The sequence below is a fragment of the Nitrospirillum iridis genome, assembly GCF_014205765.1.
Classification (GTDB): domain Bacteria; phylum Pseudomonadota; class Alphaproteobacteria; order Azospirillales; family Azospirillaceae; genus Nitrospirillum; species Nitrospirillum iridis.
On record NZ_JACIIZ010000017.1, the window covers coordinates 43,967 to 68,827 of the forward strand.

Here is a 24,861-nt window from a genome sequence, read left to right on the forward strand (position 1 = left end):
GCGCCCAGGCCAGCCGCCACCGACGCCGCGCCCCCCCCCTTTAGGGGAGCGCGGCCGGCCACAGCGACTGGGTGGGCGGGGAGACAGGCCCCGAACTGCCGAGTTTTGTTATGTTATAGTGTAACGTAACTCGGTTCTAACCCGCTTCATCCCGACCGTCAACGGGAAAGCGCTGCACTGCAAACGACAGAAGGTCGCAGGAGTGGGATGTCAGGAAAAATCGTCCCGCATCCGGTGGCGGCGCGACTTGCGTTCATCCGGCGTGTCGGTGCCGTGGCCAGGTCGGACATGCCGCCTCCTATGGGACCAGCGCGTCCGGCGCCAATTCCATCAGCCGGCGCCAATCGCCAGCACCCACGGCGGCGACGGTGCCGGCCAGCAGACGTGCGCCATCCAGATCACCCTGGGCGCAGGCGCCATCGAGCGCGCGGCCCAGGGCCTGCAAGCGGCAGAGCCCGGCGCTGCCGGCCGTGGCGACAAGGTCGTGCGCCTCACGCGCAAGGCCCGCCAGGTCGCCCGCCTGGGCCAAGGCGGCGATGCGATCCACCCGCGCCAGCCCGTTGCCGAGCATTTCCCGCAGCAGGATGTGGAACTGGGCCGTCGGCACCAGGGCGGCCAACCTGCCCAACACCGCGGGATCGAACACCGGACCATCCGCTGGTTGACCGGAGGGGGCGGGGGGCGGAGGCGGCGGAGCCATTTCACGTGGCGCGGCCATATCGCGGGCCAACCAAAAGGCCACGCGGTTCAGCAGTTGGCCGTGGTCGAAGGGTTTGACCAGATGGTCATCCATGCCGGCCGCCAGATGGTCGTCGGCCCGGTCAGATAGACTGTGCGCCGTAAGCGCGATGATCGGCATCCGGCGGCCGGTGCCGGCCTCCGCCGCGCGCAGCCGGCGCGTGGTTTCCAACCCGTTCATCACCGGCATCTGCATGTCCATCAGCACCAGGTCGAACGGTTCCGCCGCCAGGATCTCCAGCGCCTCCTGCCCGTCGCGGGCCAGGCGGACGGTGTGGCCGGCGCGGCGCAGCAGGGCCAAGGCCACCTGCTGGTTCACCACGTTGTCCTCCACCAGCAGCAGGCGGGCCCCCGACCCGCCCTCGGTCCCGACCGGCGTCGCCGGGCCGTCGCCGAAGGTGGGGGCGTCCACCGTCAACGCGGGCGCCGCGGCCGCGTCCAGCGCCACGGGCAGCGCCACGGGCTCGGCGCTGGCAGGAATCAGGGGAATGGTGAACCAGAAGCGGCTACCCGCCCCTTCCCGGCTGTCCACCCCGATCCGGCCGCCCATGAGGTCCACCAGGTCGCGACAGATGGCAAGCCCCAGGCCAGTACCACCGTAGCGGCGGGAAATGGTCTCATCCGCCTGGACATAGCGTTCGAACAACCGCCCGGCCTGGGCGGGCGACAGCCCCACACCGGTGTCGGTCACGCAGAAGCGCAGCGACAGCACCTCACCCGCCCCCGCCGCCTCGGCGGGCGCCACGCTGATGGTGACGCCACCATGGTCGGTGAAACGCAGGGCGTTGCCGACCAGGTTCAGCAGCACCTGGCGCAGGCGCGCCGGATCGCCGCGATAGGCCGGGCCCAGCGCCGGGTCCAGCGCCACCGTCAGCGCCAGCCCCTTCTGCGACGCGCCGGGCAGCATCAGACGGCGCACCCCGTCCAGTAAATCCTCCAGACTGAAGGCCAGATCCTCCAGCACCAGCTTGCCCGCCTCGATCTTGGAGACATCCAGGATATCGTTGACGATGGTCAGCAGCGCCTGGCCGCTTTGCTGCAGGGTGCGGACCTGGGGCCGCACGTCGTCCGGCAAGGGGCCCGCCAGCAGCAGCTGGGCAACACCCAGGATACCGTTCAGGGGCGTGCGCACCTCATGGCTCATGACCGCCAGGAAGTTCGACTTGGCTTGGTTGGCCGCCTGGGCCACCGCCCGCGCGCGGTCGCGCTCCTCCGCCAGGGCCGTCAAGGCGGTCGCCTGACCTTCCAGCCGGATCTGGTCGTCCATCAGGCGGATGTTGGCGGCGGCCAAGGCGGCGGTGCGGTCCTCCACCCGCTTTTCCAGGGTGGCGTTGGCTTGGGCAAGATCGCGGGCCTGGTCGCGCACGGTGGCAAAGGCCGTGCGCAGGCTGTCGGCCAGCGACACGATCTCACGATCCCCCGTCACCGCCGGCAATGTCACCAGCGGGTCGCGGCTGTCGGCGGTGTCCGTCCCGGGCGCGCCCGGGACGGGTTGCAGCCGCAGGCGCTCGGCCGCATCCGTCAGCCGCTCAATGGGCGCGGCCAGGCGGGCGGCGGCGTACCAGGCCATCAGCACCGCCAGCAGGGTGATGGCGCCGCCGGCATAGGCCACAAGGCGTTGCAAGTGGTACACCGGCGCCAGCGCCACGGCCGCCGGCTGGCGCGCCACGATCCACCAGCCCACGCCCGGGTAGTCGCGGTAGCCTTGGCTCTTGCTGACGCCAATCAGGAAATCCCCGGCTTTGCCATCGGGCCAATCGACGCCGGGCACCCCATCCGCACCCGGGGTCAACGCCAAGTCCTGCCCGACGAAGCCCTCCGGCCCCAGCAGCACCGTGCCGCCCTGCGACAGCACCAGCACCTGCACGCCGGACCGTTCACCGGCGGCACCCAGGACGGAGCGCGTCACCTCCTCCGCCCAGGTCCAGCTGAGATGGGCGCCCAGCACGCCCTGCACCGCGCCGGTTTCATCATACACGGCCGCCGCCACGTCGACGAAGCGCAGCGGCTCGCCCCCCGGGGAGCCCAGCTCCCTCTGCAGCAGCTTGGCTTCATGCACGTCGCCGGCGTAGGCGCCCCGGTCGCGCGTGGCGGCGAACCACGGCCGCTGTGAGACGTCGGCGCCTTCCAGCAGACCATCGGCCGAGACGGCGACCCGGCCGGCGGGGTCCGCAAACCCGATCCAGGCGTAGGAGGGGAAGGTCTGCTTCAAGCGGTCCAGCCAGCGACGCTGCCGCGTCTCTTCCGCCCCGACCTTGAAGATGCTGTTGAGCGACGCCGCCACCTGCACATCGCGCCAGCGTTCAAACATGCCGCGATCCAGCTTGTCTCCCGTCTGAAAGGCAATGTCGGCCATCTGGCGGGCGATGTCCGTGCGCACCCGCCCAACCGCCAGCTCGCCAATGATCAATGTGGCCGCCAGCATAGCGATGGCGACCAGGACACCGAACGTCAATGCGAGGCGAAGGCGAAGCGACATCCAACCAGCACTTGCGGAGACGGACAGGGCCATCACGATAACCCGGCCCGCCCTCCTGATATATAGAGTCGGGGGAAGGCGCGCCGGATCATCCGGTCGCATTTTCAGGCCGCCTGCGGCGGGTAGGCACCCCGCCCACCGCGCAGTGGTCAAATGAACCCGGCCGCACTAGGATCGCGCGCGATTCCAACCCCGCGCCACCGATCCCTGGATGGCGCGCCGCAACCCTTCAGGTGCCCGGTGGACCTCACCCCTTCCGATCTCGCCCCCGCCAACGTCCTCAGCGACGCCACCATCCCGGAACTGCCCAAGCATTACCGGGGCAAGGTGCGCGACAATTACGACCTGGCCGACGGGCGGCGCATCATCATCGCGTCCGACCGGCTGAGCGCCTTCGACCGCATCCTGACGGCGGTGCCGCACAAGGGTGCGGTGCTGACCCAGACCGCCCGCTATTGGTTCGAGGTCACCCGCGACCTGTGCCCCAACCACGTGATCGACTATCCCGATCCCAACGTGGTGGTGGCCAAGCGCCTGGACATCCTGCCGGTCGAGATCGTGGTGCGCGACTATCTGGCCGGCACCACCGGCACCTCCATCCTGCCCATGTACCGGAAGGGGGAGCGAACGATGTATGGCGTGACCCTGCCGGACGGTCTGCGCCCCAACCAGAAGCTGCCCGAAACCATCATCACCCCCACCACCAAGGCCTTCGACGGCGGCCATGACGAGCCGCTGTCGCCGGCCGAGATCGTGGAGCGCAAGCTGTTGACCGCCGCCCAGTGGGAGGAGTTGTCGCAGAAGGCGCTGGCCCTGTTCGCCCGCGGACGCGAACTGGCCGCCCAGCGCGGCCTGATCCTGGTGGACACCAAGTATGAGTTCGGCCTGGACGAAGCGGGCAACATCATCCTGGCCGACGAGATCCATACGCCGGACAGCAGCCGCTATTGGTTCGCGGCAAGCTATCCGGCCAAGTTCGAGGCGGGCGAACGGCCGGAGAGCTTCGACAAGGACTTCGTGCGCAGCTGGGTGGTGGCACGCTGCGACCCCTACACCGACGATGTGCCGGAGATCCCGGGCGACGTGGTGTTGCAGGCGGCCGGCATCTACATCCAGGCCTATGAGATGATCACCGGCGAGACCTATGTGCCCGCCCGGGACGAGGACGGGGTGCTGGCCCGCATCCGCCGCAATCTCTCGAAATATTTCTGAGACGGATACCCCGCCATGACCGCGACCGCCAAAATCCTGCTGCTGGGCTCGGGTGAGCTGGGCCGGGAATTCGTCATCTCCGCCAAGCGCTACGGTGCCCATGTCGTCGCCTGCGACGCCTATGCCGGGGCGCCGGCCATGCAAGTGGCCGATGAGTTCGAGGTCTTCTCCATGCTGGACGGCGACGCCCTGAAGGCCGCCATCCTGCGCCACAAGCCGGACTATATCGTGCCGGAGGTGGAGGCCATCCGCACCGAGGTGCTGCAGGAGATGGAGGCGGCGGGCCATACCGTCGTCCCCAGCGCGCGGGCCACCTACATGACCATGAACCGTGACCGCATCCGCGAGGTCGCGGCCACGGAACTGGGCCTTCGCACCTCGCGTTACCGCTATGCCGAGGATCTGGACGCAGTCAAGGCGGCGGCGGAACATACGGGCCTGCCTTGCGTGATCAAGCCGGTGATGTCGTCCTCCGGCAAGGGCCAGAGCACCGTGCGCACGGCGGAGGAACTGGAGGCCGCGTGGACCTACGCCGTCGCCAACATGCGCGGCGATCGGCGCAAGGTCATCGTCGAGGAGTTCATCGCCTTCGACTATGAGATCACGCTGCTGACCATCCGTACCCGGGACGGCGTCGTGTTCTGCGAGCCCATCGGCCACCGGCAGGAGCGTGGCGACTATCAGGAATCCTGGCAGCCCGTGCCCATGGATGCCGCCGCGCTGGCCGCCGCCCGGGACATGGCGGCCAAGGTGGTGGACAATCTGGGCGGCTATGGCCTGTTCGGGGTGGAGTTCTTCGTGGCCGGCGACGATGTGGTGTTCAGCGAGTTGTCGCCCCGTCCGCATGACACCGGCATGGTGACCCTGATGTCGCAGAACCTGTCGGAATTCGACCTGCACGCCCGCGCCATCCTGGGCCTGCCCATTCCGCGCATCACCCTGCGGGGACCGACGGCGTCGGCCGTCATCCTGGCCAGCCAGGACTCCACGCATTTCGGGGTGGAAGGCCTGGCCGACGCGCTGGCCCTGGGCACGGCGGACCATGATGTGGAGGTGCGCATCTTCAATAAGCCCACCACCCGGCCCTATCGGCGCATGGGCGTGGCCCTGGCCGAGGGTGCCACCGCCGATGAGGCGCGCGCGCTGGCCAAGCGGGCGGCCGACAAGGTGTGGCTGAGCTACCGCGACTGAACCGGATACGCCCGCATGACCGCCAGCACCACCGCAGCACTTGACCTGTTCCTGCGGGGTGGCGTCGTCAGCCTGCTGGTCCTGCTGGCCGGCCGGCTGCTAGCGGAGCATGGCCGGGTGACGGCCGCCCGGCTGGGCGCCCTGTTCGCCGTGGGCAGCGCCGCCTATGCCCTGTGCAGCCTTCCCGGCCTGCATGCCCAGGCGGGGGTTTGGGCCGGGCCGCTGATGGCGCTGGCCACCGCCAACAGCTACGTTTTCTGGCTGCTCGCCTGCAGCCTGTTCGACGACGCGTTCCGCCCGCGCGCCTGGCATGGGCTGGGATGGTTGGCCCTGGCGGCCCTGGGCGTGGTCCAGGGCCTGGTGCTGGTGCCGGGGCACCGGCCGGAAGCCGCACTCTTGGGCCTGGTGCTGGACCTGCAGCCCCTGGTCTGGGCCGGCCTGGCCGCCTGGCAGGCCATGGCCACAGCGGCGGCGGATCTGGTGGAGCCGCGCCGGCGGCTGCGCCTATTCATCGTCGCCGCCGCCGCCCTGCATTCCGTCCTGACGGCCCTGGCCACCCGGGCGGGGGCGGGCTCAGCCACAACCGGCGACGGCGGCGGCCTATGGGATGCCGCCGGGCTGCTGGCCATATCCGGCGTCATCACCCTGGCGTTGCTGCGTGTCGGCGGCGGCCATGCCCTGTTCGCGGCCGACTGCGCGCCGGTACCCACGACACCGCCGGCACCGGAGCCGGCGCCCGTCGATCCCGCCTGGGTCACGGCCCTGGAGCGGGCCATGCGTCTGGACCGCGCCTATCGCCGCGACGGCCTGACCATCGGCCAGTTGGCGGTGGACCTGGGCTTGCCGGAATACCGCCTGCGCCGGCTGATCAACCAGGGCCTGGGCCATCGCAATTTCAACGCCTTCCTCAACCATTACCGCCTGGCCGAGGCCAAGGCCGCCCTGGCCGACCCGGCGCAGGCGGAGGTGCCCATCCTGACCATCGCGCTGGATGCGGGCTTCGGCTCCCTGGGCCCGTTCAACCGCGCCTTCAAGGCCGATACCGGCCAAACCCCGGGCGACTTCCGCCGCCAGATGCTGCCCGCTCCCGCCTTGGTCGAACCGTCCAAATCGGCGGTGGGCGCGGTTTCGGCTAGCCGGATTTCAAATCCGGCATGACCGGTGACGGGCTCAAGTTCAAGGCTGGCGGCCTCGCTCCCAGCCTTGGACCCGCTTCCCCATGCCGCCCATCACCCACCGTCTGTTCCCCGCCCTGCTGGCCGCCCTGACCCTGACAGGCTGCGATGGCGCCCGCCACGCCGTGGCCGTGCCGGCCCACTTCACCAGCCACCAGCTATGCTCGGCCGTTTTCATCGGCGGCCTGGACGCCAACGCCTTTTTCACGGAAGGCATCGCCCCGCAGATGCGGCCGGGCGGCGCCTTCATGCGCTATACCATCGATCACGCGTCCGGATTGGTCACGGCCCGCTTCGCCGGCCTGGTGGAAAGCCGTGCCGTGTATGAGGGGCCGGCCGGCTGCCGCGTGCTGACGGCGGATGATCCGCCGCCGGGGCCCCGCATCGTCCTGCCCCCACCGGCCCCACCCTTGCTGCCGCCCATCGCCGGACCTGAAGTGGTGGCGCCAACCGACCCGGCCCTGGTGGCGGCCCTGGACCGGGCTTTCGCGGAACCGGACACGGCGCCGCACCGCTGGACCAAGGCGGTGGTCATCCTCAAGGACGGCCGGGTGGTGGCGGAGCGCTACGCCCCCGGATACGGGGTGGACACGCCCCTCATCGGCTGGTCCATGACCAAATCGGTCACCAACGCCCTGATCGGCATCCTGGTGCGGCAAGGCAAGCTGGCGGTGGATCAGCGGCTGGACGTGCCGGCTTGGTCCAGCGCCGGCGACCCGCGCCAGGCCATCACCGTGGACAGCCTGCTGCGCATGACCAGCGGGCTGGATTTCGGCCAGTCGCTGACCGCCGACTGGACCAGCATGGCCGATCCCACCACGCAGATGGTCTACGCCCGGGCCGACATGGCGGCGATGGTGGAAGCGGCCGCGCCCAAGGCGCCACCGGGTCGGGTCTGGACCTACAGCAACGGCAACACCCTGCTGCTGTCCCGCCTGATCCGCGATACGGTTGGGCACGGCGGCGCCGACGTCCTGGCCTTCGCCCACCAGCAGCTGTTCGATCCCCTGGGCATGGCCCACGCCACCCTGGAACTGGACGCCACCGGCACGCCCATCGGGTCCAGCCACATGTGGGCCACCGCCCGCGACTGGGCCCGCTTTGGCCAGTTGTTCGCGGATGACGGGATGGTGGGCGGCCAGCGCCTGCTGCCGGAAGGCTGGGTCGATTATTCCGCCCGCTTGACGCCAGGGTCGGAGGATTACGGCTATGGCGCCGGCTTCTGGACCAATCGCGGGTCCGTGGGCGCCGCCGCCCACCGGGTGCACGCCGGCATGCCGGCCGACAGCTTCATGGCCCGGGGCAACCAGGGCCAGGCCATCGTCATCATCCCCAGCGCCCGCCTGGTGGTGGTGCGCCTAGGCATGGCCTACACCCCCGAAGGCGACATCCTGGCCCTGGAGCGGCTGGTGGCCGACACCATGGCGGCAACGCGCTGACGCGGGTGGCCCATAAGACAACGGCCGCGCCCCGGGAAGGGACGCGGCCGTGAACCGTGGCAAACAGATGAGAGCGGCGGATCAGCGCTCGACGAAGGCCTTTTCGATGACATAGTGGCCGGGCTCGTTGGAGCTGCCTTCCTTCATGCCGGCCTCTTCGCACAAATCCTGCAGTTCCTTCAGCACGGCCGGGCCGCCGCAGATCATGACGCGATCCTGGGCCGGATCGAACGGCTTCTCACCGATGTCGGCGAAGAACTTGCCGTTGCGGATCAGGTCGGTCAGGCGGCCTTCGGTGCGGAACGGCTCCCGCGTCACGGTCGGGTAATAGACCAGCTTGTCGCGCAGCATCTCACCGACATACTCGTCATTCGGCAGGTGCTTGGTGATATCGTCGTAATAGGCCAGTTCCGCGACACGGCGCACCGTGTGGGTGACCACCACCTTCTCGAACCGTTCGTAAACGTCCGGGTCCTTCATCAGGCTCATGAACGGCGCCAGACCGGTGCCGGAGCCCAGCATGTACAGCGTGCGCCCGGGCAGCAGGTTGTCCAGCAGCAGGGTACCAGTGGCCTTGCGGCCATACAGCACCTCATCGCCTTCCTGGATATGCTGCAAACGCGACGTCAGCGGGCCATTTTGCACCTTGATGCTGAAGAATTCTAGATATTCTTCATAGTTGGTGCTGGCCATGGAATAGGCCCGCATCAGCGGGCGGCCGTCGACCTGCAGCCCCACCATGGTGAATTCACCGTTGCGGAAGCGGAAAGTCGGATCGCGGGTCAGCCGGAAGCTGAAGAGGTTGTCGGTCCAATGGTGGACCTTGATGACCTTGCCGGACAGAAACGCGCTCATCCTCGCTACACCCTCTCGCCTGACGCACTGGAAAACATGCCTTTAAGCCCGGCAGAATGGCGGTTCGGCGCCTTTCCGCAAATGCGAAAATACACTGCCCAGGATCGCTGCGACTGCATATCTGGTCGAATGCCCGGATATTACAAGCCATTCTTGGAAAAAAAATCCCTTTCCCAGTTCACTGCGTGATCAACCAAAGAATGAGGGCGGCGGTGGCGGCCAGCCCCTATCCTAACAGGCCACCCCCTCGGTACAGGGTCGGGAATGTTGGCGGTTTCTTTACCAACGCGGGACCAACACTGTCCGCGAACACCTTAGGGAGAGGAAATGTCTGTGGATACCCATCAATCCAGCGCGCCGCGCAACGATGCGGGCACCCTGATCGCCGACATCGCGGCGGAGATGGGCAAACTTGGCGTCGATATCGCCGACGTCGTCGGTGGCGTCCACCAAGTTGATTCCGCCATCGACAGACAGGCGACGCAGCTGGTCGCCGTTCAGGCGGCCACCCGCGACATCGTCGCCAGCAACCGCGCCATCGCCGGCATGGCCCAGGCGACCCAGGGGGTGGCGGCGGGCGCGCGGCGGGACGTGGACACCTCCGCCGGTGAAATCCGCCAGTCCCTGGCCGCCATCGGTGACCTGGTGTCCGCCGTGAACGCCAGCACCCAGGAGCTGGCAGGGCTGGAGAGCGCCATGGGCCGCGTCGCCCGAGTGTCGGGCGACATCGACCGCATCGCCCGCCAGACCAATCTGCTGGCCCTGAACGCCACCATCGAGGCTGCCCGGGCGGGGGAGGCCGGCAGGGGCTTCGCCGTCGTCGCCACCGAGGTCAAGGCCCTGGCCCGCCAGACGTCCGACGCCACGGCCGAAATCGACGCCACGCTGAAGGCGCTGACCGACCAGGTGCGCCGCCTGGCCGCCCGCATGGCGGCGGGGTCGGAGCAGGCGGAACGGGTGGGGCGCAGCACCGCCACCATCGGCCAGGCGGTGGAGACGGTGGGCACGGCCGTGGCCCAGGTGGAAGAGAACGCCACCGCCATCGCCGGCGCCACCGGCGATATCGCCCGCCGCTGCGACGGGTTCCAAGAGACCGTGGACGCGCTGCACCAGGAGGCGGCCCGCTCCGGCACGGCCTTGAAGACCGCCACCACCCACCTGGACCGCACGCTGGAACGGGCGGAAGCCATCATGATGCTGACCGCCACCTCGGGTTACACCACGGAAGATACGCCCTTCATCGACAGGGCGCGCGACGTGGCGGCGCAAATTTCCGCGCGCCTGGAGCAGGCGGTGGCCGCGGGTGAGCTGACCATGGACGATCTGTTCGACCAGGACCTGAAGCCGATCCCCGGCACCAACCCGCAACAATATATGACACGCTACATCCCCTTCCTGGACGCCGCGATCACCCCGCTGCACGACCCGGTGCTGGCGATGGACGCCCGCGTTGTCTTCTGCGCGCCCACCGACCACAACCGCATGATCCCCTGCCATAATCCACAGTTCCGCAAACCCCACGGACAGGATCCGGTATGGAACGCCGCCAACGGCCGGAACCGTCGTGTCTATCCCGACAAGACCGCCGCGGCCGTCAGCCGGGGCACCGGCCCATTCCTGTTGCAGACCTACCGCCGCGACATGGGCGGCGGCGTTTTCGCCCTGATGAAGGACGCCTCCGCCCCCATCTGGGTGCGGGGCCGGCTGTGGGGCGGCCTGCGCGTCTGCTATCGCGCCTGAAGCGACACCAGTGCCGCAGCCTTTTCGCCGGCCTGCAACACCACCGTCACAAGACTGGCATAGGGTGGAATTAGCATGCGGTTAAACACGGGCGCCCCGGGGGGCGGGGGCCTGGGTCGTGGTTCCTGATCCGGGGCATGGGGGCGCCCTGGCGCGGATGCCCCGACGCAGGGGGCCCGGCAATGGGGGAAGGCAACATGGCGAAAACCTACAGGGTCCTGTTTCTGTGTCAGTTCAATTCCGCCCGCAGCATCATGGCCGAGGCCGTGATGCGCCACTGGGGCGGCACCCGGTTCGAGGTGTTCAGCGCCGGGCCCGAGCCTCTGCCCGAATGCAATCCCATCGCCCTGGATCTGTTGACCAAGGCCCGCATCCCCACAGACGGCCTGCACCCCAAATCATGGCACGAGTTCGCGGGGCCGGACACCATGCCCATGGACTTCATCTTCCACGCCTGCGACATGAGCGCCCGCACCGATGCGCCGACCTGGCCCGGCAACCCGGTCATCGCCCATTGGGGCTTCCCCGACCCGCAGGGTTTCGTCGGGTCGGAAGTGGAGCGGCGCGCCCTGTTCAACCTGCTGTTCGGCATGATCGAACGACGGGTGCGCATCTTCTGCTCACTGCCCGAACACCGGCTGGAGCGCATGACCACCGAGGGCCTGGCGGCACTGCACAGCCACAGCGGAGAGCGCTGGGCCGAAGCCGGCTGAGCCGTCGGCGCCTTTCCCGGCCGCGGCCCTGCCCCAAAGGAACGGGGCCCAAAGGAACGGGCCACCAAGGAACTGGACGGATCTGATGATGCCGCCTGACAGCCATCCCCTGAGAGACGCGCCCCTGTCCCAGCCCCCACGCGCGGTCATGGACCGGCGCCTGGGCGTCTTGTTCGTGGGTCGCGTCAACGCCGGGCGCAGCCTGATGGCGGAAGCGCTGCTGCGCCACCAGGCCAGCCACCGGTTCGATGCCCATAGCGCCGGCCTGACACCGGCCCGGGACCTCAACCCGCTGGTGCTGGAGCGTCTGCGGGCGGAGGGCATCGCCACGGACGGCCTGGCCCCCAAGGCCCTGGATCATTTCATGCGGCCAGAGGCGCCACCGGTGGACATCGTCATCACCGTCAGCGAGCTGGCCGCCACCGGCATGGCCGGGGCCTGGCCGGGCCAGCCGGTGACCGCCCACTGGGCCCTGCCCGACCCGGATCCCGCCCGCTATCCGGCGACGCCCGTGGACCGGCGGCGGCTGGTGGATACCATCTTCCAGGATCTGCGACGGCGCGTCGACGTGCTGGCGGTGCTGCCCGCCCACTGCCTGCTGGCGCTCAGCCAGTGGGGGGATGATGAGGACGCCGGCCTGCGCACCGCCGGCTGACACCACCCAATCCCCTCCCCGGGGCGCCGATCATTCGCCGATCCGAAGCAATTCTTGCATTTTTTCCGGTTTTTGCGAAAAGCGGGCGCCCGGATGTGACCCCGCTCACTGGCATTGAGTGCCGGGCTGACCATAGTCCGGTGCAATAATGACGGCCCATGGGATCGGGAAGGTCGGGTGCGGGGGCATCGGATCGCCGGGGACATCTAAGGCCATCGTTTAGGAAATCGCACCGCTGCCGGTCGCAGCCGTCTTGCCGCCCAGGTGAGATGGCGGGGAGGGAATTGTCCCTTCTACGCCCGGTGGTTACACATCGTCCCGCCATCAGGCGCGCGACGCGGTGGCGCCATGCGCGTGCGGCTTCGAGACCGACACCAATGCCCAACCGGCGGGACCGCCCCGCCGATACCGGGCCTTTTTCGCCGAGCGAGACCGAGACCATGGAATCCCAATCGACAGTGACCACCGTGCCAACACCGGGTGCGCCGCTGACGGGACTATCGCGGACCGAACAGCGGGGCCAAGGCGCCCGCCAGCGGCCGCCGCGCGTCGTCCTGTTCATGATCCTGACCATCATCGTGCTGGCGATCATCGGCGGGCTCTTCGTGGCTTTCGACAAGATCGTCCGCCCGGCCATGATCGGCGAATTCCTGAAAAAGATGATGCCGCCGTCCACCGCCGTCGCCACCGTGGTGGCCCAGGCCGAGGACGTGCCCCAGCTGCTGCCCGCCGTGGGCAGCCTGCAGGCGGTGCACCAGGTGACGGTGACGCCCGAGGTGGGCGGTTCTGTCACCAAGATCCTGTTCCAGTCGGGCGCGACGGTGAAGGCCGGCACGCCCTTGGTGCAGCTGAACGACAAGCCGCAGCAGGGTGACCTGGCCAACTACAAGGCCCAGGCCCGGGTGGCGGAGCTGGACCTGGCCCGCTACCGCGCCCTGGTGGCCAAGCAGGCGACCTCGCAGCAGACGGTCGACCAGCAGCAGGCCGCGCTGGACCAGGCGAACGCCAACATCGCCAAGACCGGCGCGCTGATCGCGCAGCTGCTGGTCCGGGCCCCGTTCGACGGCGTGCTGGGCGTCCGCCAGGTGGATGTGGGCCAGTTCGTCAAGGCCGGCGACGCCGTGGTCACCCTGACCGACCTGGATGAGCTGTACGCCAACTTCACCCTGGCGGAGGGAGAGCGCGGCCGCGTGGCCGTGGGCCAAGCGGTGCGGGTCACCGTCGACGCCTACCCCGACCGTGTCTTCCAGGGCACCATCACCGCCATCGACCCGCAGGTCAGCAGCGACACCCGCACGGTGAAGCTGCAGGCCACCATCCCCAACAAGGACCACATCCTGCAGCCGGGGATGTTCAGCAACGTCACCGTGGTGCTGCCGGTGATGCCCAACCAGGTGACCCTGCCGGAAACGGCGGTGGACTATTCGCTGTACGGCGACAGCGTCTACATCGTGCGCGACGGGGCCGGCCCCGATGGCAAGCCCATGCTGCACGCGGAGCGCGCCTTCGTGAAGACCGGCAACCGCGCCGATGGCAAGGTGGTGGTGTTGTCGGGCATCAAGCCGGGCGAGCGGGTGGTGGCCGTGGGCCAGAACAAATTGCAGAACGGTGCGCCGGTCACGCTGTCGGACCAGGGCGCCCCGCCGGCCCCGGCCCAGACGCCGCGCCCGTGATCCGGCCGTAAGGGACGCCCGTCATGAAATTCACCGATCTTTTCATCAAACGGCCGGTGCTGGCCCTGGTGATCAGCCTGCTGATCCTCCTGGTCGGCCTGAAGTCGCTGTCCAGCCTGCCCATCCGCCAGTATCCCAAGCTGTCGTCCACCACCATCTCCATCAGCACGGTCTATCCCGGCGCCACCGCCGACCTGATGCAGGGGTTCATCACCACCCCCATCGAGCAGGCGGTGGCCAGCGCCGACGGCATCGACTACATGACCTCCTCCTCCACCCAGGGGCAGAGCACGGTCACGGTCTATGTCAAGCTGAACTACGACCCCAGCCAGGCCATGACCGACGTCATGGCCAAGGTGCAGCAGGTCAAATACCTGATCCCGAAAGAGGCCAACGACCCGGTCATCACCAAGTCCACCGGCGACACCACGGCGGTGATGTACCTGAGCTTCGCGTCCAAGGAGCTGGAAGGCTCCGCCATCTCCGACTACATCACCCGCGTGGTGCAGCCGCAGATCGCCACCGTGGACGGTGTGGCCTCGGCCGACATCCTGGGCGGGCAGACCTTCGCCATGCGCCTGTGGCTGGATCCCGCCCGCATGGCCGCCCGTGGCGTCTCCGCCGACGATGTGGCCACCGCCCTGCGCAACAACAACGTGCAGTCGGCGCCGGGCCAGGTGAAGGGCCTGTTCACCGTGTTCAACGTCACGGCCGACACCGACCTGACCAACGTGCAGGACTTCCGGCGCATGGTGGTGAAGGCCTCGGGCGGGGCCGTGGTGCGGCTGGAGGACATCGCGTCGGTGTCGCTGGGCGCCCAGAACACCAACAGCGCGGTCATGTTCAGCGGCCTGAACGCCGTGTTCATCGGCATCCAGGTGACACCCACCGGCAACCCGCTACAGATGGTGCAAGACGTCCGCACCAAGATTCTGCCGGAAATCCAGCGCAACCTGCCGCCGGCCATCGAGATGAAGGTGGCCTATGACGCCACCAACTTCATCAACGCCTCGATCAGCGAGGTGGAACACACGCTGATCGAAGCCATCGGCATCGTCATCGTCGTCATCTTCCTGTTCCTGGGGTCCCTGCGGTCGGTGCTGATCCCCGTGATCACCATCCCGCTATCCCTGATCGGCGCCTTCAGCCTCATGCTGGCGGCGGGGTTCAGCCTGAACCTGCTGACCCTGCTGGCCATGGTGCTGGCCATCGGCCTGGTGGTGGACGACGCCATCGTGGTGGTGGAGAACGTCTACCGACATTTGGAAGAGGGCAAGACGCCGGTGCAGGCGGCCCTGGTGGGCGCCCGCGAGATCGCCGGGCCCGTCATCGCCATGACCATCACCCTGGCGGCGGTCTACGCCCCCATCGGCCTGCTGGGTGGCGTCACCGGCGCCCTGTTCCGGGAATTCGCCTTCACCCTGGCCGGCTCGGTCGTCATCTCCGGTGTGGTGGCCTTGACCCTGTCGCCGATGATGGCGTCCATGCTGCTGCCCAAGGGGGGTGACCACACCCGTTTCTCCCGCTTTGTCGACCGGGTCTTCACCGGCCTGGCCGACTTCTACGAGCGGCGGCTGACCCGGTCGCTGGACTACCGCCCGGTGATCCTGCTGTTCGCGACGGTGGTGCTGATCAGCATCCCTTACCTCTATACCCACAGCCGGACGGAACTTGCCCCGGAAGAGGACCAGGGCATCCTGTTCAGCATGTTCAAGGGCCCGCAATACGCCAACATCGACTACACCCGGCACTATGCCGAGCAACTGGACGCCGCCGGCGGCACGCTGCCCGAGGGACGGGAACGCTTCCTGATCAGCGGCACCAGCGGCACCAACCAGGGCATCGCGGGCGTCCTGCTGAAACCGTGGGGCGAGCGCGACCGGCCCATCCAGGAGTCGCTGGCGGCATTGCAGGGCGAATTCAGCAAGGTGCCGGGCGTAAAGGCCCTGGTGTTCAACCTGCCCCCCCTGCCCGGCACCACCGGCGGCCTGCCGGTTCAGATGGTGCTGAATTCCACCCAGGGCTTCCCCGCCATCTATGAGGCGATGGAGAAGATCAAGGCCGCCGCCACCGCCAGCCACAAGTTCCTGATGGTGGACAGCGACCTGGACTACAACACCCCGGTGGTGCGCGTGCACATCGACCGGTCCAAGGCCAACGAGATGGGTGTCACCATGGCGGCCATCGGCGACACGCTGGCCCTGATGGTGGGTGAGAACTACGTCAATCGCTTCAACCTGCAGGGCCGGTCCTATGAGGTCATCCCCCAGGTGCCGCGCATTGACCGCCTGACGCCGGACAAGCTGACGCGGTTCTATGTCACCTCCGTCACCGGCGACCAGGTGCCCCTGTCCACCTTCCTGCGGCTGGAGAACGGCACCGACCCCAACGCCCTGACCCACTACAACCAGATGAACTCCGCCACCTTCCAGGCCGTGCCCATGCCGGGCGTGTCCATGGGCGAGGCGGTGGCCTTCCTGGAAGACCAGGTGAAGCAGCTGCCCACCGGCTACAGCCATTCCTACCTCAGCCAGACCCGGCAGTTCGTGGAGGAGGGGAACCAGCTGGCGGCGACCTTCGGCTTCGCCCTGATCGTCATCTTCCTCGTGCTGGCGGCGCAGTTTGAAAGCCTGCGCGACCCGCTGGTCATCATGGTCAGCGTGCCCATGTCGATCTGCGGCGCGCTGATCCCCCTGTTCATCGGCATCACCAGCGTCAACATCTACACCCAGGTGGGTCTGGTGACGCTGATCGGCCTGATATCCAAGCATGGCATCCTGCTGGTGGAGTTCGCCAACGAGATGCAGGTGAAGGAAGGGCTGGACCGGCGGGAGGCCATCCTGCACGCCGCCCGCGTGCGCCTGCGCCCCATCCTGATGACCACCGCCGCCATGGTGGTGGGCTTGCTGCCGCTGCTGATCGCCTCCGGCGCCGGTGCCGCCAGCCGCTTCTCGATCGGCTTGGTGGTGGTGACCGGCATGTCCATCGGCACGCTGTTCACCCTGTTCGTGTTGCCGGCGGTCTATACGCTGATCGCCAAGGACCACAAGGCGGCAGCCGGTTCCCGCCGCCTGAAGGAGATCGCCGAGATCGCGTAGGTCACGGTTAACCAATGACGTTTCAAGGAAGCGGCCGGGGACCAGTTCCCCGGCCGTTTTTCTTTGGCCGAAATATCGCGTCAGGGATCCGGGGCATGAGATTCCGACTCATGCGTGTGGCATTACAGTCCATGGGGGCGGGGAAAATAGCCACGCCCCGCTCAGATCCCCGGGCTCGTCTCCGCCTTGGCCAACTGGTCGGCCATGCGCACCAGCTCCGGCAGGGAGTCGGCCTCCATCTTCTTCATAACCTGACTGCGATGAAGCTTGACGGTCGCCTCGGTGATGGCGATGCGATCGGCGATTTGCTTGTTCAGCAATCCCGTCGCCACAAGGGCGAAGACCTGCCGCTCACGTTCCGAAAGCATGTTGTAGCGCAGACGCAGCGCATGATCGCGCGTGGCCTCCGCGCGTCGCTGCCGATCCTTGGCCAGGGCCCTGTTGACCGCCTCCAGAAGATCCTGCTCGCGCACCGGCTTGGGCAGCACGTCGATGGCGCCGGCCTTCATCGCCCGGACCGCCATCTGGACGTCAACATGGCCGCTGATCAGCACGACCGATTGAGACACCCCGCTTCTGGCCAACGCTTCCTGGAACTCCAGGCCGCTGCGTCCCGGCAGGCGGATATCCAGAACGATACAACCCGCACGGGCGAGGGATCCGGCATCGAGGAATTCCTGCACCGATCCATAGATCTCGGTGACCAGGCCCACCGACTGGAAAAGCCCCTGCAGGGCCTCCCGAACGCTTTCGTCATCATCGACAACGGCGACGATGGCCTCACCGTTTTTAACGATTGGCGACATCGGTCCCATTCCCTTCCGCCAGGGGCAGCGCGAAGCTGAAGACACTGCCGCGCGCACCGTTGTTGGCCGCCCAGATCCGGCCCCCATGGGCCTCGATGATCGAGCGGCAGATGGACAAGCCCATGCCGAGGCCCTCGGGCTTGGTGCTGAAAAAAGCATCGAACAGGCGATCGGGATCGCCAGTTCCCAGGCCCGGTCCCGTGTCGGTCACGCTGACGATCGCCTCACCACCGCGCGCCTGGGCGCGCACCGTCAGGCGTCGCGAACCGGCGTCCGTGCCGGCCATCGCCTCGACCGCGTTCATGATCAGGTTCAGGATCACCTGCTGCAGTTGGGTGCTGTCGCCCCGGATGGTGACGGTGTCGTCAAATTGAGCCTTGGCGACAACTTCGCGGCGTCGAAGTTCGCTCTGCAGCAGGTCAAGCACCACCGGGACCACTTGATCCAGGCATAGCCGATCCAATTGCGGCGCGGACTTCCGTACGAGCTTGCGAAGGCTGGTGATAATATCACCAGCCCGGTGGCCATCCCGCACGATGCGTTCGACCGCCTGGCGGGCCATGTCGAGGTTGGGCTCGGCCGCATTGAGCCAGCGCAGGCAGGTCCCAGCGTTGGTGACAACCGCCATCAGCGGCTGATTGACCTCGTGCGCGATCGACGCCGCTAGTTCGCCCATGGTGGTCATGCGCGTCACGTGAGCCAGTTCATTCTGGCTTTGGCGCAGGCCCTCCTCGGCCCGCTTGCGGTTTTCGATGTCGACATTGATGCCGAACCATTGGGTGAGCTTGCCGGCGCTGTCGAAGAATGGACTGACCCGCCACAGAAACCACCGATACTGCCCATCCGCCCGACGCAGGCGCGTCTCGGATTCTCCGGGCTTCCCCGACTGCAGGATGCTGACCCAGGTCTTCATCACCAGGTCGCGATCCTCCGGATGAATATAGTCCAGGAAGCCATAGCCGATAATATCCTCGAGCGTGGCATCCGCGTAGTCGATGAAACTTTGACTCCAGTAGGTGATGCTGCCTTGCGCGTCGGCCCGCCAGGTCAAGCCGGGGATGGAGTCGATGATCTGTTGAAGTTGCCGCTCGCTTTCGCGCAGCGCCACCTCGCTGCTGCGCAGGGCGTCGCGCACGCCTTTGCGGTTCTCAACGTCGATAATGACACCGGCCGAACCGGTGAGGTCTCCGGCGGCGTCGTGGCAAGGATTCGCGAGAAAGAGCATCCAGCGATAGCTGCCGTCGGCGCGTCGAAGACGCGCTTCGTGCTCGGTCGCCAGGCCTTGCGTCAGGGCCGTCGCCCGGGCGCGCAGAAGCCCGTCGACATCTTCGGGGTGGACCGCGTCCAACCAGCCGCCCGCCAAGGCCGCATCGGCGCTTTGGCCGATATAGTCTAGATAGGGCTGGCTCAGAAACGTCATGTCGCCGGACGCGTCCGCCGACCAGACAAGTCCGGGCAAAGCGTTGATGAGATGCGCCAATTGGCCTTCTTTCCCGCCGGGCTCAGGCGGAACGCTGAAACGATCCTGGTTCCGATGGAGCTGTTCCACACTCTGATCTTTCGACTGTCCTTGAACCGGAGATGAAGGGGCTCGACGAACCTTCCCTCACGCCTCTCAGCTCTGGCTTCAAGCTAACGCGATCGAACCAGCGCTTCCACCTCACCATGGTCTAGCCCGGCTCGACCTTGGATGAGGACGATCGTGAACTGTCGCAGCGACGGGATCGATCGCGACCGGTGCGGTTGCGACGGGCGTGAGCCGCGTGGCCAGGCCAGGGCGCCCTATCCCGGAAGCCGAACGATGCCGAAACAGACGCGAGGTCCGATTGGAGCCGGCTCCAGCTGAGCCTGTCCGCGGGCGGATCCACGCTAAGGCGATTCCACCTTTAAGCGACCCGCTCCTAGACGAAGGTCGAGTGCGGCATGCCTTGTGGGGATGGGAGCGCGACCATGGAAGAATTGAACCCCTCCGGCACGACGATCTAGCCTCCAAACGCAATCAGGGGGGCTGGCTTGTCGAAGCTTTGGACATCCACCCGCCGCCATCGCCACGCCATTGGGCTGGCTCTGCCGAACGGGGACGCTCACCCATGACCCACGCTGCCACCTTCGCCTTCGGCGACTATCTGTTCATTCCGCGGCGCCAGCTCCTTCTAAAGAACGGCGTGGCCGTTCGCGTCGGATGCCGCGCCTTGGATCTTCTGGCCGCCTTCGTTCGACGTCCTGGCGAGGTGCTCAGCAAGCGCGAGTTGATGGAGGAGGCATGGCCCTGCACGACAGTGATTGAGGGCAACCTCAAGGTCCACGTCGCCGCCCTGCGCCGGGTGTTCGACGACGATGCGGAACTGGCCCAGTACATCGCCACCGTGAATGGTCGGGGCTATCGGTTCGTCGCCCCGGTCTCGTGCAGCGAGGCGCCGACCGCCTCTGCGTCGCCTTGGCCGCTCGTCGGCGAGGTGCAACCGGCACCCGCGAGGGCTTTGGACGGACGTTTTCAAGATATGATCGCCTTATTGACGCAGGCGATGCGTTCGGTGGTCATCGACCTGCCCGGCGAGTCCGGCGCGGGCATGGCGCCGACGGTTTCACGCCGGGTTCTGTGCATTGAACTGACCGCGTGTGACGAGGCCTGGATCGAGGGCGTGTTCGCCCAGCCTCAACGCGCGATGTCCATGACACGGTAAGCGTCACGGACATCGCAGATTGCTGACGAAGCCCTCGCCTTTGGCGGGGGCTTTTTCAATGGGGCTATGTTGAAGCCCTCGATGCCGCCCCAGATGGGACTTGAGATGGCGACGATCACGTCGCTGGTTCCATCAGATCACCTGCTGCGGAAGATCGACGCGGCGTCGGCCATCACGTTCATCTAAGACCGGGTATCGTACCTTTACTGTGCCGATAACGGCCGTACGGCGACTGGACGCCGTGGTTCTGTTCAAAACACCGTTCAATGGCCAAGCACAAGACACCAAGCCCCGCCTGAAAACGGCCCAAAACAAAACCCCGCCGGAAGTCGACGGGGTTGTCGGTAACCTGAGATGTCCGCGACGCGGTAAGCGTCACGGACATCGTCAGCTTAAAGGCCTACTTCGTGACCTTGCGGTCGAGGAAGTCGTGGATCATCGGCGCCATGACGTCGAGACGGTCTTCCAGCGCGAAGTGGCCGCTGTCGAGGATGTGGATTTCGGCCTTGGGCAGGTCCCGCAGATAGGGATGGGCGCCGGCTTCGGGGAAGATCTTGTCGTTCTTGCCCCAGACGATCAGCATCGGGGGCTGGTAGTCACGGAAGAACTTCTGGAATGCCGGGTAGAACGGTACGTTGGAGCCATAGTCACCGAGCATGTCCAGTTGAATGTCGCGGTTGCCCGGACGGTCGAGCAGAGCCTGGTCGTGGACCCAATTGTCCGGGCTGATGCGGCCCACATCACCCATGCCGTCAGTGTACTGGAATTTGGTGATGTCCAGCGTGACCAGGCCGTTCAGCGCATCGCGGTTCTTCTGCGCACGATCGGCCCAGTAGACCTTGATCGGGTCCCAGAACGGCGACTGCAGGCCTTCCGTGTAGGCGTTGCCGTTCTGGACGATCAGGCCGCTGACGCGCTCAGGATGCTTCAGCGCCAGTCGGTAGCCGATCGGGGCGCCGTAATCCATGACGTACATGGTGTAGCGCTTGAGGCCCAACTGGCTCACCAGCTTGTCGACGATGTCAGCCTGATTGGCGAAGGTGTAGGAGAACTGGGTGTGGTCCGGCGCGTCGCTCTGACCATAGCCCGGATAGTCCGGCGCGATGACCCGGTACTTGTCGGCCAGCAGCGGGATCAGGTTGCGAAACATGTGCGACGAGGTTGGGAAGCCGTGCAGCAGCAACAGCACCGGACCGTCCGCCGGACCGGCCTCGCGATAGAACACCTTCACGCCGTCGACGGTGGCGGTTTGGTAGTGGATGACCGGGGGCGCGGGGCGTGCTATCGCGGCCGTCGAGGCCAGGACGGGAGCCGGAGCAGCCAAGGCGTGGGGCACGGTGGCCAGGGTGACGGCCGCGAACACCATGGATGTGAGCAGTCGAGTCATAGGTATCTCCTTGGTTTTCTGGGGGGAGGAAGGGCCTCGCCACGCCTCAATGCATGGCGAGATCGTCTGGCGGGCCGACTACTTGGTCCTGTCGGCCGCCATCACGCGCTGGGCCGCAGGCGGGATCATCCGGTCCTGCGTCGCCAGAAGGTGGTCGCTGGGCTTGGGCTTCCCGGCCGGCCCGACATCGATGGCGAAGGTCGCGTTGGCGGGGGAAACGGCGGCCAAGGCCGCGATCATTCCGACTAGGGCGCGCTTCATCGTGTTCTCCGTGGGGTGACCGAGCCCGGGATGGGCGTTGGTCGATAGGATTAGTCCCCAATCGGACAGATGTGGTGTTAGGCGTTGTAAATCGCGGTCAATGTCAGGTTTGTTGATGTGTAGATGGTGGAATGAGTTCTTTTTTCAGTGAGTTTGAAGGAAGCATCTCTCGAGTTGCTTTTTGGAAATTGGGATCAACGCCAAATTTTACAGAACTTTACTGGTTCACGTGCGCGTTTGGGATGGAGTGTCGATTTACGACGACACTCAACACAGTCGATAGCGCCCCGCCGCCAGTGACCTCGCGGGCCGGTCATCGTCTGCACTTCCAGAGCATGAGGCTCCCATGTCGCTAGAACCCGTCCGACCCGTGATCGCCCTGCATCGCGCCGAAGTCGGGGATGTCTCGATCTTCTATCGCGAGGCTGGAGATCCCGAACGTCCAACCATCCTGCTGCTGCACGGCTTTCCAAGCTCGTCGCATCAGTTCCGGGACCTGATCCCGCGCCTGGCCAACCGTTACCATCTGGTGGCGCCGGATTTACCCGGCTTTGGCTTCACCATCGCGCCCGAGGGGTTCGATTACAGTTTCGCGCGCTTGGCCAAGGTCATGGAATCCTTCACGGACGCCATCGGCCTCAAGCGCTACGCGGTCTACATCTTCGACTACGGCGCGCCGGTGGGCTTGCGCCTGGCGCTTGCCCGGCCCGGCGCGATCACGGCGATTATCTCGCAGAACGGCAATGCCTACGAAGAGGGCCTCAGCGATGGCTGGGCGCAAACGAAGGCGTTCTGGGCCGATCCGTCGCCGGCCAATCGCGAGGCGATGCGGGGCATGTTCACACTGGAGACCACGCGCTGGCAGTACACGCACGGCGTGCCCGACGAGACCCAGGTGGCGCCGGAGGCCTATTGGCTGGACTACACCCTCATGTCGCGGCCGGGCAACGTCGACATCCAGCTGGGACTGATCGCCGACTACGTCAGCAACGTCGCGCTCTATCCGCGTTTCCACCAGTACTTCCGCGACCGACAGCCGCCGCTTCTGGCGGTCTGGGGTGCCAACGATCCCTTCTTCGTGCCGGCTGGGGCCGAGGCGTTCCGTCGGGACTTGCCGAAGGCTGAGGTGCATTTCCTTGCAACGGGACACTTCGCCCTTGAAACCCACGGGCGCGAAGTCGCCGACCACATCCGGGATTTCCTGGGGCAAACGTCAACCTGACCATCGCGACACGGCGATATCTGAGATGAAGCCCGGCCGCGCCAGGTGCCGGAGGGCATGCGCGTCACCCTACCCGCGGTTGCCACCGCCGCCCATCACCACCGTGGGCGTCCAGCCCCGGGCGCGGTTGGCGGCCGCACCTTCGCGCAAGCGCACCGCCGGGATCCCGTCGCCCGCGCGATCCAAATCGACGATTTCTCGCAATCTGCGAGCCAAAATGGGATCACCGGCGGCATCCAACTCGGCGGCGGCGCGCTCAAGTTTGCGGCGGATTTCCTCGGCATCGTAGTAACTAATCACTTCCATGGCGGCACCTGCAGGTCCTGTACACATGCCGTTAACGCAAACGCCGTGCCGCGTGCCGCCTATACCAAGGGTGGGGCCTCAAGCCACAGTCGCGCCGCGTCGCCGGACGTGGTAGGCAAGGTCCCGTCCGCGCCAAGGCTTCCAAGATCCCGCCCACAGGAATTCCCTCACGATGTCCCCTGTCCTGGTCACCGGCAGCGCCGGGTTCATCGGCAACCATGTGGCCCTGGCCCTGTTGCGCCAGGGCGTGCCCGTGGTGGGACTGGACAACCTGACCCCCTATTACGATGTCGCCCTGAAGGAGGCGCGGCTGGCGCGGCTGCGGGCCTTCCCCGGCTTCACCGAGGCGCGCATCGACCTTGCCAACCGCGAGGCGGTGGCGGCCCTGTTCGGGGCGCACCGCTTCACCCGGGTGGTGCACCTGGCGGCCCAGGCCGGCGTTCGCTATAGCCTGGAGCATCCGGCCGCCTACATCGACAGCAATCTGGTGGGCTTCGCCAACCTGCTGGAGGGATGCCGGGCGGCGGCCACCGGGCACCTGGTCTACGCCTCCACCAGTTCGGTCTACGGCGCCAATACCAACATGCCCTTCAGCCCGCATGCCGGGGCCGACCATCCCCTGACCCTGTATGCCGCCACCAAGCGCGCCAACGAGCTGATGGCCCATTCCTATAGCCATCTGTTCCGCATTCCGGTGACGGGCGTGCGGCTGTTCACGGTCTACGGCCCCTGGGGCCGGCCGGACATGGCGCTGTTCAAGTTCGCCGAGGCCATCGTGCAGGGCCGGCCCATCGACGTCTATGGCGAGGGGCGCATGCAACGCGACTTCACCTATGTCGATGATGTGGTGACGGCCATCCTGGGACTGCTGGACCGCCCGCCGGTCCCCGATGCCGCCTGGAGCGGCGACCGGCCTGATCCCGCCAGCAGCGGCGTGGCCCCCTACCGCCTGTACAATGTGGGCAGCGACCGGCCGGTGGACCTGATGCGCTATGTCCGCCTGCTGGAGGAAAAGCTGGGTCTCACGGCGGACATCCGCCTGCTGCCGATCCAGCCTGGCGACGTGCCCGCCACGTGGGCCGACATCGACGATTTGGCCCGCGACGTCGGTTATGCCCCGGCGACGCCGGTGGAGGTCGGGGTGGAACGGTTCGTGGACTGGTTCCGGACCTATCAGGCGGGCCGCCAGCCGGCGTGAGCCGGCTGGTCTGGCCGCTGTCGCCCGCT

At 66.9% G+C, this 24,861-nt stretch carries 19 protein-coding genes and 1 pseudogene; 13 read left to right on the plus strand and 7 right to left on the minus strand.

Annotated elements, in window-relative coordinates; genetic code table 11:
* Positions 1–298: 298 nt before the first annotated feature.
* The gene (locus FHS74_RS24710; RefSeq protein WP_184806740.1) at positions 299–3,217 is read right to left on the minus strand and encodes a hybrid sensor histidine kinase/response regulator; all 2,919 of its coding nucleotides are present in this window, start codon (positions 3,215–3,217) and stop codon (positions 299–301) included.
* A 240-nt stretch (positions 3,218–3,457) separates the two neighbouring features.
* On the opposite strand from FHS74_RS24710, the gene FHS74_RS24715 reads away from it, so the two are divergent.
* The 4 genes from FHS74_RS24715 (at position 3,458) to FHS74_RS24730 (ending at position 8,234) form a co-directional block, all read left to right on the plus strand.
* The gene (locus FHS74_RS24715; protein WP_184806741.1) at positions 3,458–4,429 is read left to right on the plus strand and encodes a phosphoribosylaminoimidazolesuccinocarboxamide synthase; all 972 of its coding nucleotides are present in this window, start codon (positions 3,458–3,460) and stop codon (positions 4,427–4,429) included.
* A gap of 15 nt (positions 4,430–4,444) precedes the next feature.
* Positions 4,445–5,620 carry a formate-dependent phosphoribosylglycinamide formyltransferase gene (gene purT, locus FHS74_RS24720; RefSeq protein WP_184806744.1) on the plus strand — a complete coding sequence of 392 codons (1,176 nt, stop codon included), beginning with the start codon at positions 4,445–4,447 and terminating at the stop codon, positions 5,618–5,620.
* Between the two features lie 15 nt (positions 5,621–5,635).
* Entirely contained in the window at positions 5,636–6,778 is a 1,143-nt protein-coding gene (locus FHS74_RS24725) for an AraC family transcriptional regulator (RefSeq protein WP_184806746.1), read from the plus strand.
* Positions 6,779–6,839: 61 nt separating this feature from the next.
* On the plus strand, positions 6,840–8,234 hold the full coding sequence (locus FHS74_RS24730) for a serine hydrolase domain-containing protein (protein ID WP_184806748.1): 1,395 nt from the start codon (positions 6,840–6,842) through the stop codon (positions 8,232–8,234).
* Positions 8,235–8,315: 81 nt separating this feature from the next.
* On the opposite strand, the gene FHS74_RS24735 is transcribed toward FHS74_RS24730, so the two are convergent.
* Entirely contained in the window at positions 8,316–9,089 is a 774-nt protein-coding gene (locus FHS74_RS24735; RefSeq protein ID WP_184806750.1) for a ferredoxin--NADP reductase, read from the minus strand.
* A 327-nt stretch (positions 9,090–9,416) separates the two neighbouring features.
* On the opposite strand from FHS74_RS24735, the gene FHS74_RS24740 reads away from it, so the two are divergent.
* The 5 genes from FHS74_RS24740 to FHS74_RS24760 all read left to right on the plus strand — a co-directional run bounded on the left by FHS74_RS24740 (position 9,417) and on the right by FHS74_RS24760 (position 16,968).
* A complete protein-coding gene (locus FHS74_RS24740) occupies positions 9,417–10,829 on the plus strand; it encodes a methyl-accepting chemotaxis protein (protein WP_184806752.1) in 1,413 nt (470 codons plus the stop codon).
* Positions 10,830–11,026: 197 nt separating this feature from the next.
* Positions 11,027–11,542 carry an arsenate reductase ArsC gene (locus tag FHS74_RS24745; protein WP_184806754.1) on the plus strand — a complete coding sequence of 172 codons (516 nt, stop codon included), beginning with the start codon at positions 11,027–11,029 and terminating at the stop codon, positions 11,540–11,542.
* An 85-nt stretch (positions 11,543–11,627) separates the two neighbouring features.
* Positions 11,628–12,197 carry an arsenate reductase/protein-tyrosine-phosphatase family protein gene (locus tag FHS74_RS24750; RefSeq protein ID WP_184806756.1) on the plus strand — a complete coding sequence of 190 codons (570 nt, stop codon included), beginning with the start codon at positions 11,628–11,630 and terminating at the stop codon, positions 12,195–12,197.
* Positions 12,198–12,655: 458 nt separating this feature from the next.
* Positions 12,656–13,870 (plus strand): efflux RND transporter periplasmic adaptor subunit, encoded by a 1,215-nt coding sequence (locus FHS74_RS24755; RefSeq protein ID WP_343067028.1) that lies wholly within the window; start codon positions 12,656–12,658, stop codon positions 13,868–13,870.
* A gap of 23 nt (positions 13,871–13,893) precedes the next feature.
* A complete protein-coding gene (locus FHS74_RS24760; RefSeq protein ID WP_184806760.1) occupies positions 13,894–16,968 on the plus strand; it encodes a multidrug efflux RND transporter permease subunit in 3,075 nt (1,024 codons plus the stop codon).
* A 161-nt stretch (positions 16,969–17,129) separates the two neighbouring features.
* Here FHS74_RS24760 and FHS74_RS24765 read toward each other — a convergent pair whose 3' ends face one another.
* Complete coding sequence (locus FHS74_RS24765; protein WP_246463349.1) at positions 17,130–17,783, minus strand: response regulator transcription factor; 654 nt, start codon at positions 17,781–17,783, stop codon at positions 17,130–17,132.
* Positions 17,758–19,254, minus strand: a complete 1,497-nt coding sequence (locus FHS74_RS24770; RefSeq protein ID WP_184806770.1) for a PAS domain-containing sensor histidine kinase — start codon at positions 19,252–19,254, stop codon at positions 17,758–17,760. The genes FHS74_RS24765 and FHS74_RS24770 overlap by 26 nt, the downstream gene beginning before the upstream one ends.
* Positions 19,255–19,864: 610 nt before the next feature.
* On the opposite strand from FHS74_RS24770, the gene FHS74_RS24775 reads away from it, so the two are divergent.
* Together FHS74_RS24775 and FHS74_RS30625 are read left to right on the plus strand one after the other, a co-directional pair.
* Positions 19,865–20,458: a winged helix-turn-helix domain-containing protein gene (locus FHS74_RS24775; RefSeq protein ID WP_184806772.1), complete on the plus strand. Its 594-nt coding sequence runs from the start codon at positions 19,865–19,867 to the stop codon at positions 20,456–20,458.
* A gap of 66 nt (positions 20,459–20,524) precedes the next feature.
* A pseudogene (locus FHS74_RS30625) lies at positions 20,525–20,729 on the plus strand (transposase); the annotation flags it as partial.
* A gap of 129 nt (positions 20,730–20,858) precedes the next feature.
* Here FHS74_RS30625 and FHS74_RS24780 read toward each other — a convergent pair.
* Both FHS74_RS24780 and FHS74_RS24785 read right to left on the minus strand, forming a co-directional pair.
* Positions 20,859–21,845: an alpha/beta fold hydrolase gene (locus FHS74_RS24780; RefSeq protein ID WP_184806774.1), complete on the minus strand. Its 987-nt coding sequence runs from the start codon at positions 21,843–21,845 to the stop codon at positions 20,859–20,861.
* A 78-nt stretch (positions 21,846–21,923) separates the two neighbouring features.
* On the minus strand, positions 21,924–22,106 hold the full coding sequence (locus tag FHS74_RS24785) for a hypothetical protein (RefSeq protein WP_184806776.1): 183 nt from the start codon (positions 22,104–22,106) through the stop codon (positions 21,924–21,926).
* 346 nt (positions 22,107–22,452) lie between these two features.
* Between FHS74_RS24785 and FHS74_RS24790 the strand changes: the two genes are divergently transcribed.
* On the plus strand, positions 22,453–23,328 hold the full coding sequence (locus tag FHS74_RS24790; RefSeq protein WP_184806778.1) for an alpha/beta fold hydrolase: 876 nt from the start codon (positions 22,453–22,455) through the stop codon (positions 23,326–23,328).
* 69 nt (positions 23,329–23,397) lie between these two features.
* Here the strand turns inward: FHS74_RS24790 and FHS74_RS24795 are convergent, their stop codons facing one another.
* Positions 23,398–23,634, minus strand: coding sequence for a hypothetical protein (locus FHS74_RS24795; protein ID WP_184806780.1), 237 nt, complete (start codon positions 23,632–23,634; stop codon positions 23,398–23,400).
* A 172-nt stretch (positions 23,635–23,806) separates the two neighbouring features.
* Between FHS74_RS24795 and FHS74_RS24800 the strand changes: the two genes are divergently transcribed.
* The gene (locus tag FHS74_RS24800; protein WP_184806782.1) at positions 23,807–24,832 is read left to right on the plus strand and encodes an NAD-dependent epimerase; all 1,026 of its coding nucleotides are present in this window, start codon (positions 23,807–23,809) and stop codon (positions 24,830–24,832) included.
* The last annotated feature ends 29 nt before the right edge of the window (positions 24,833–24,861 follow it).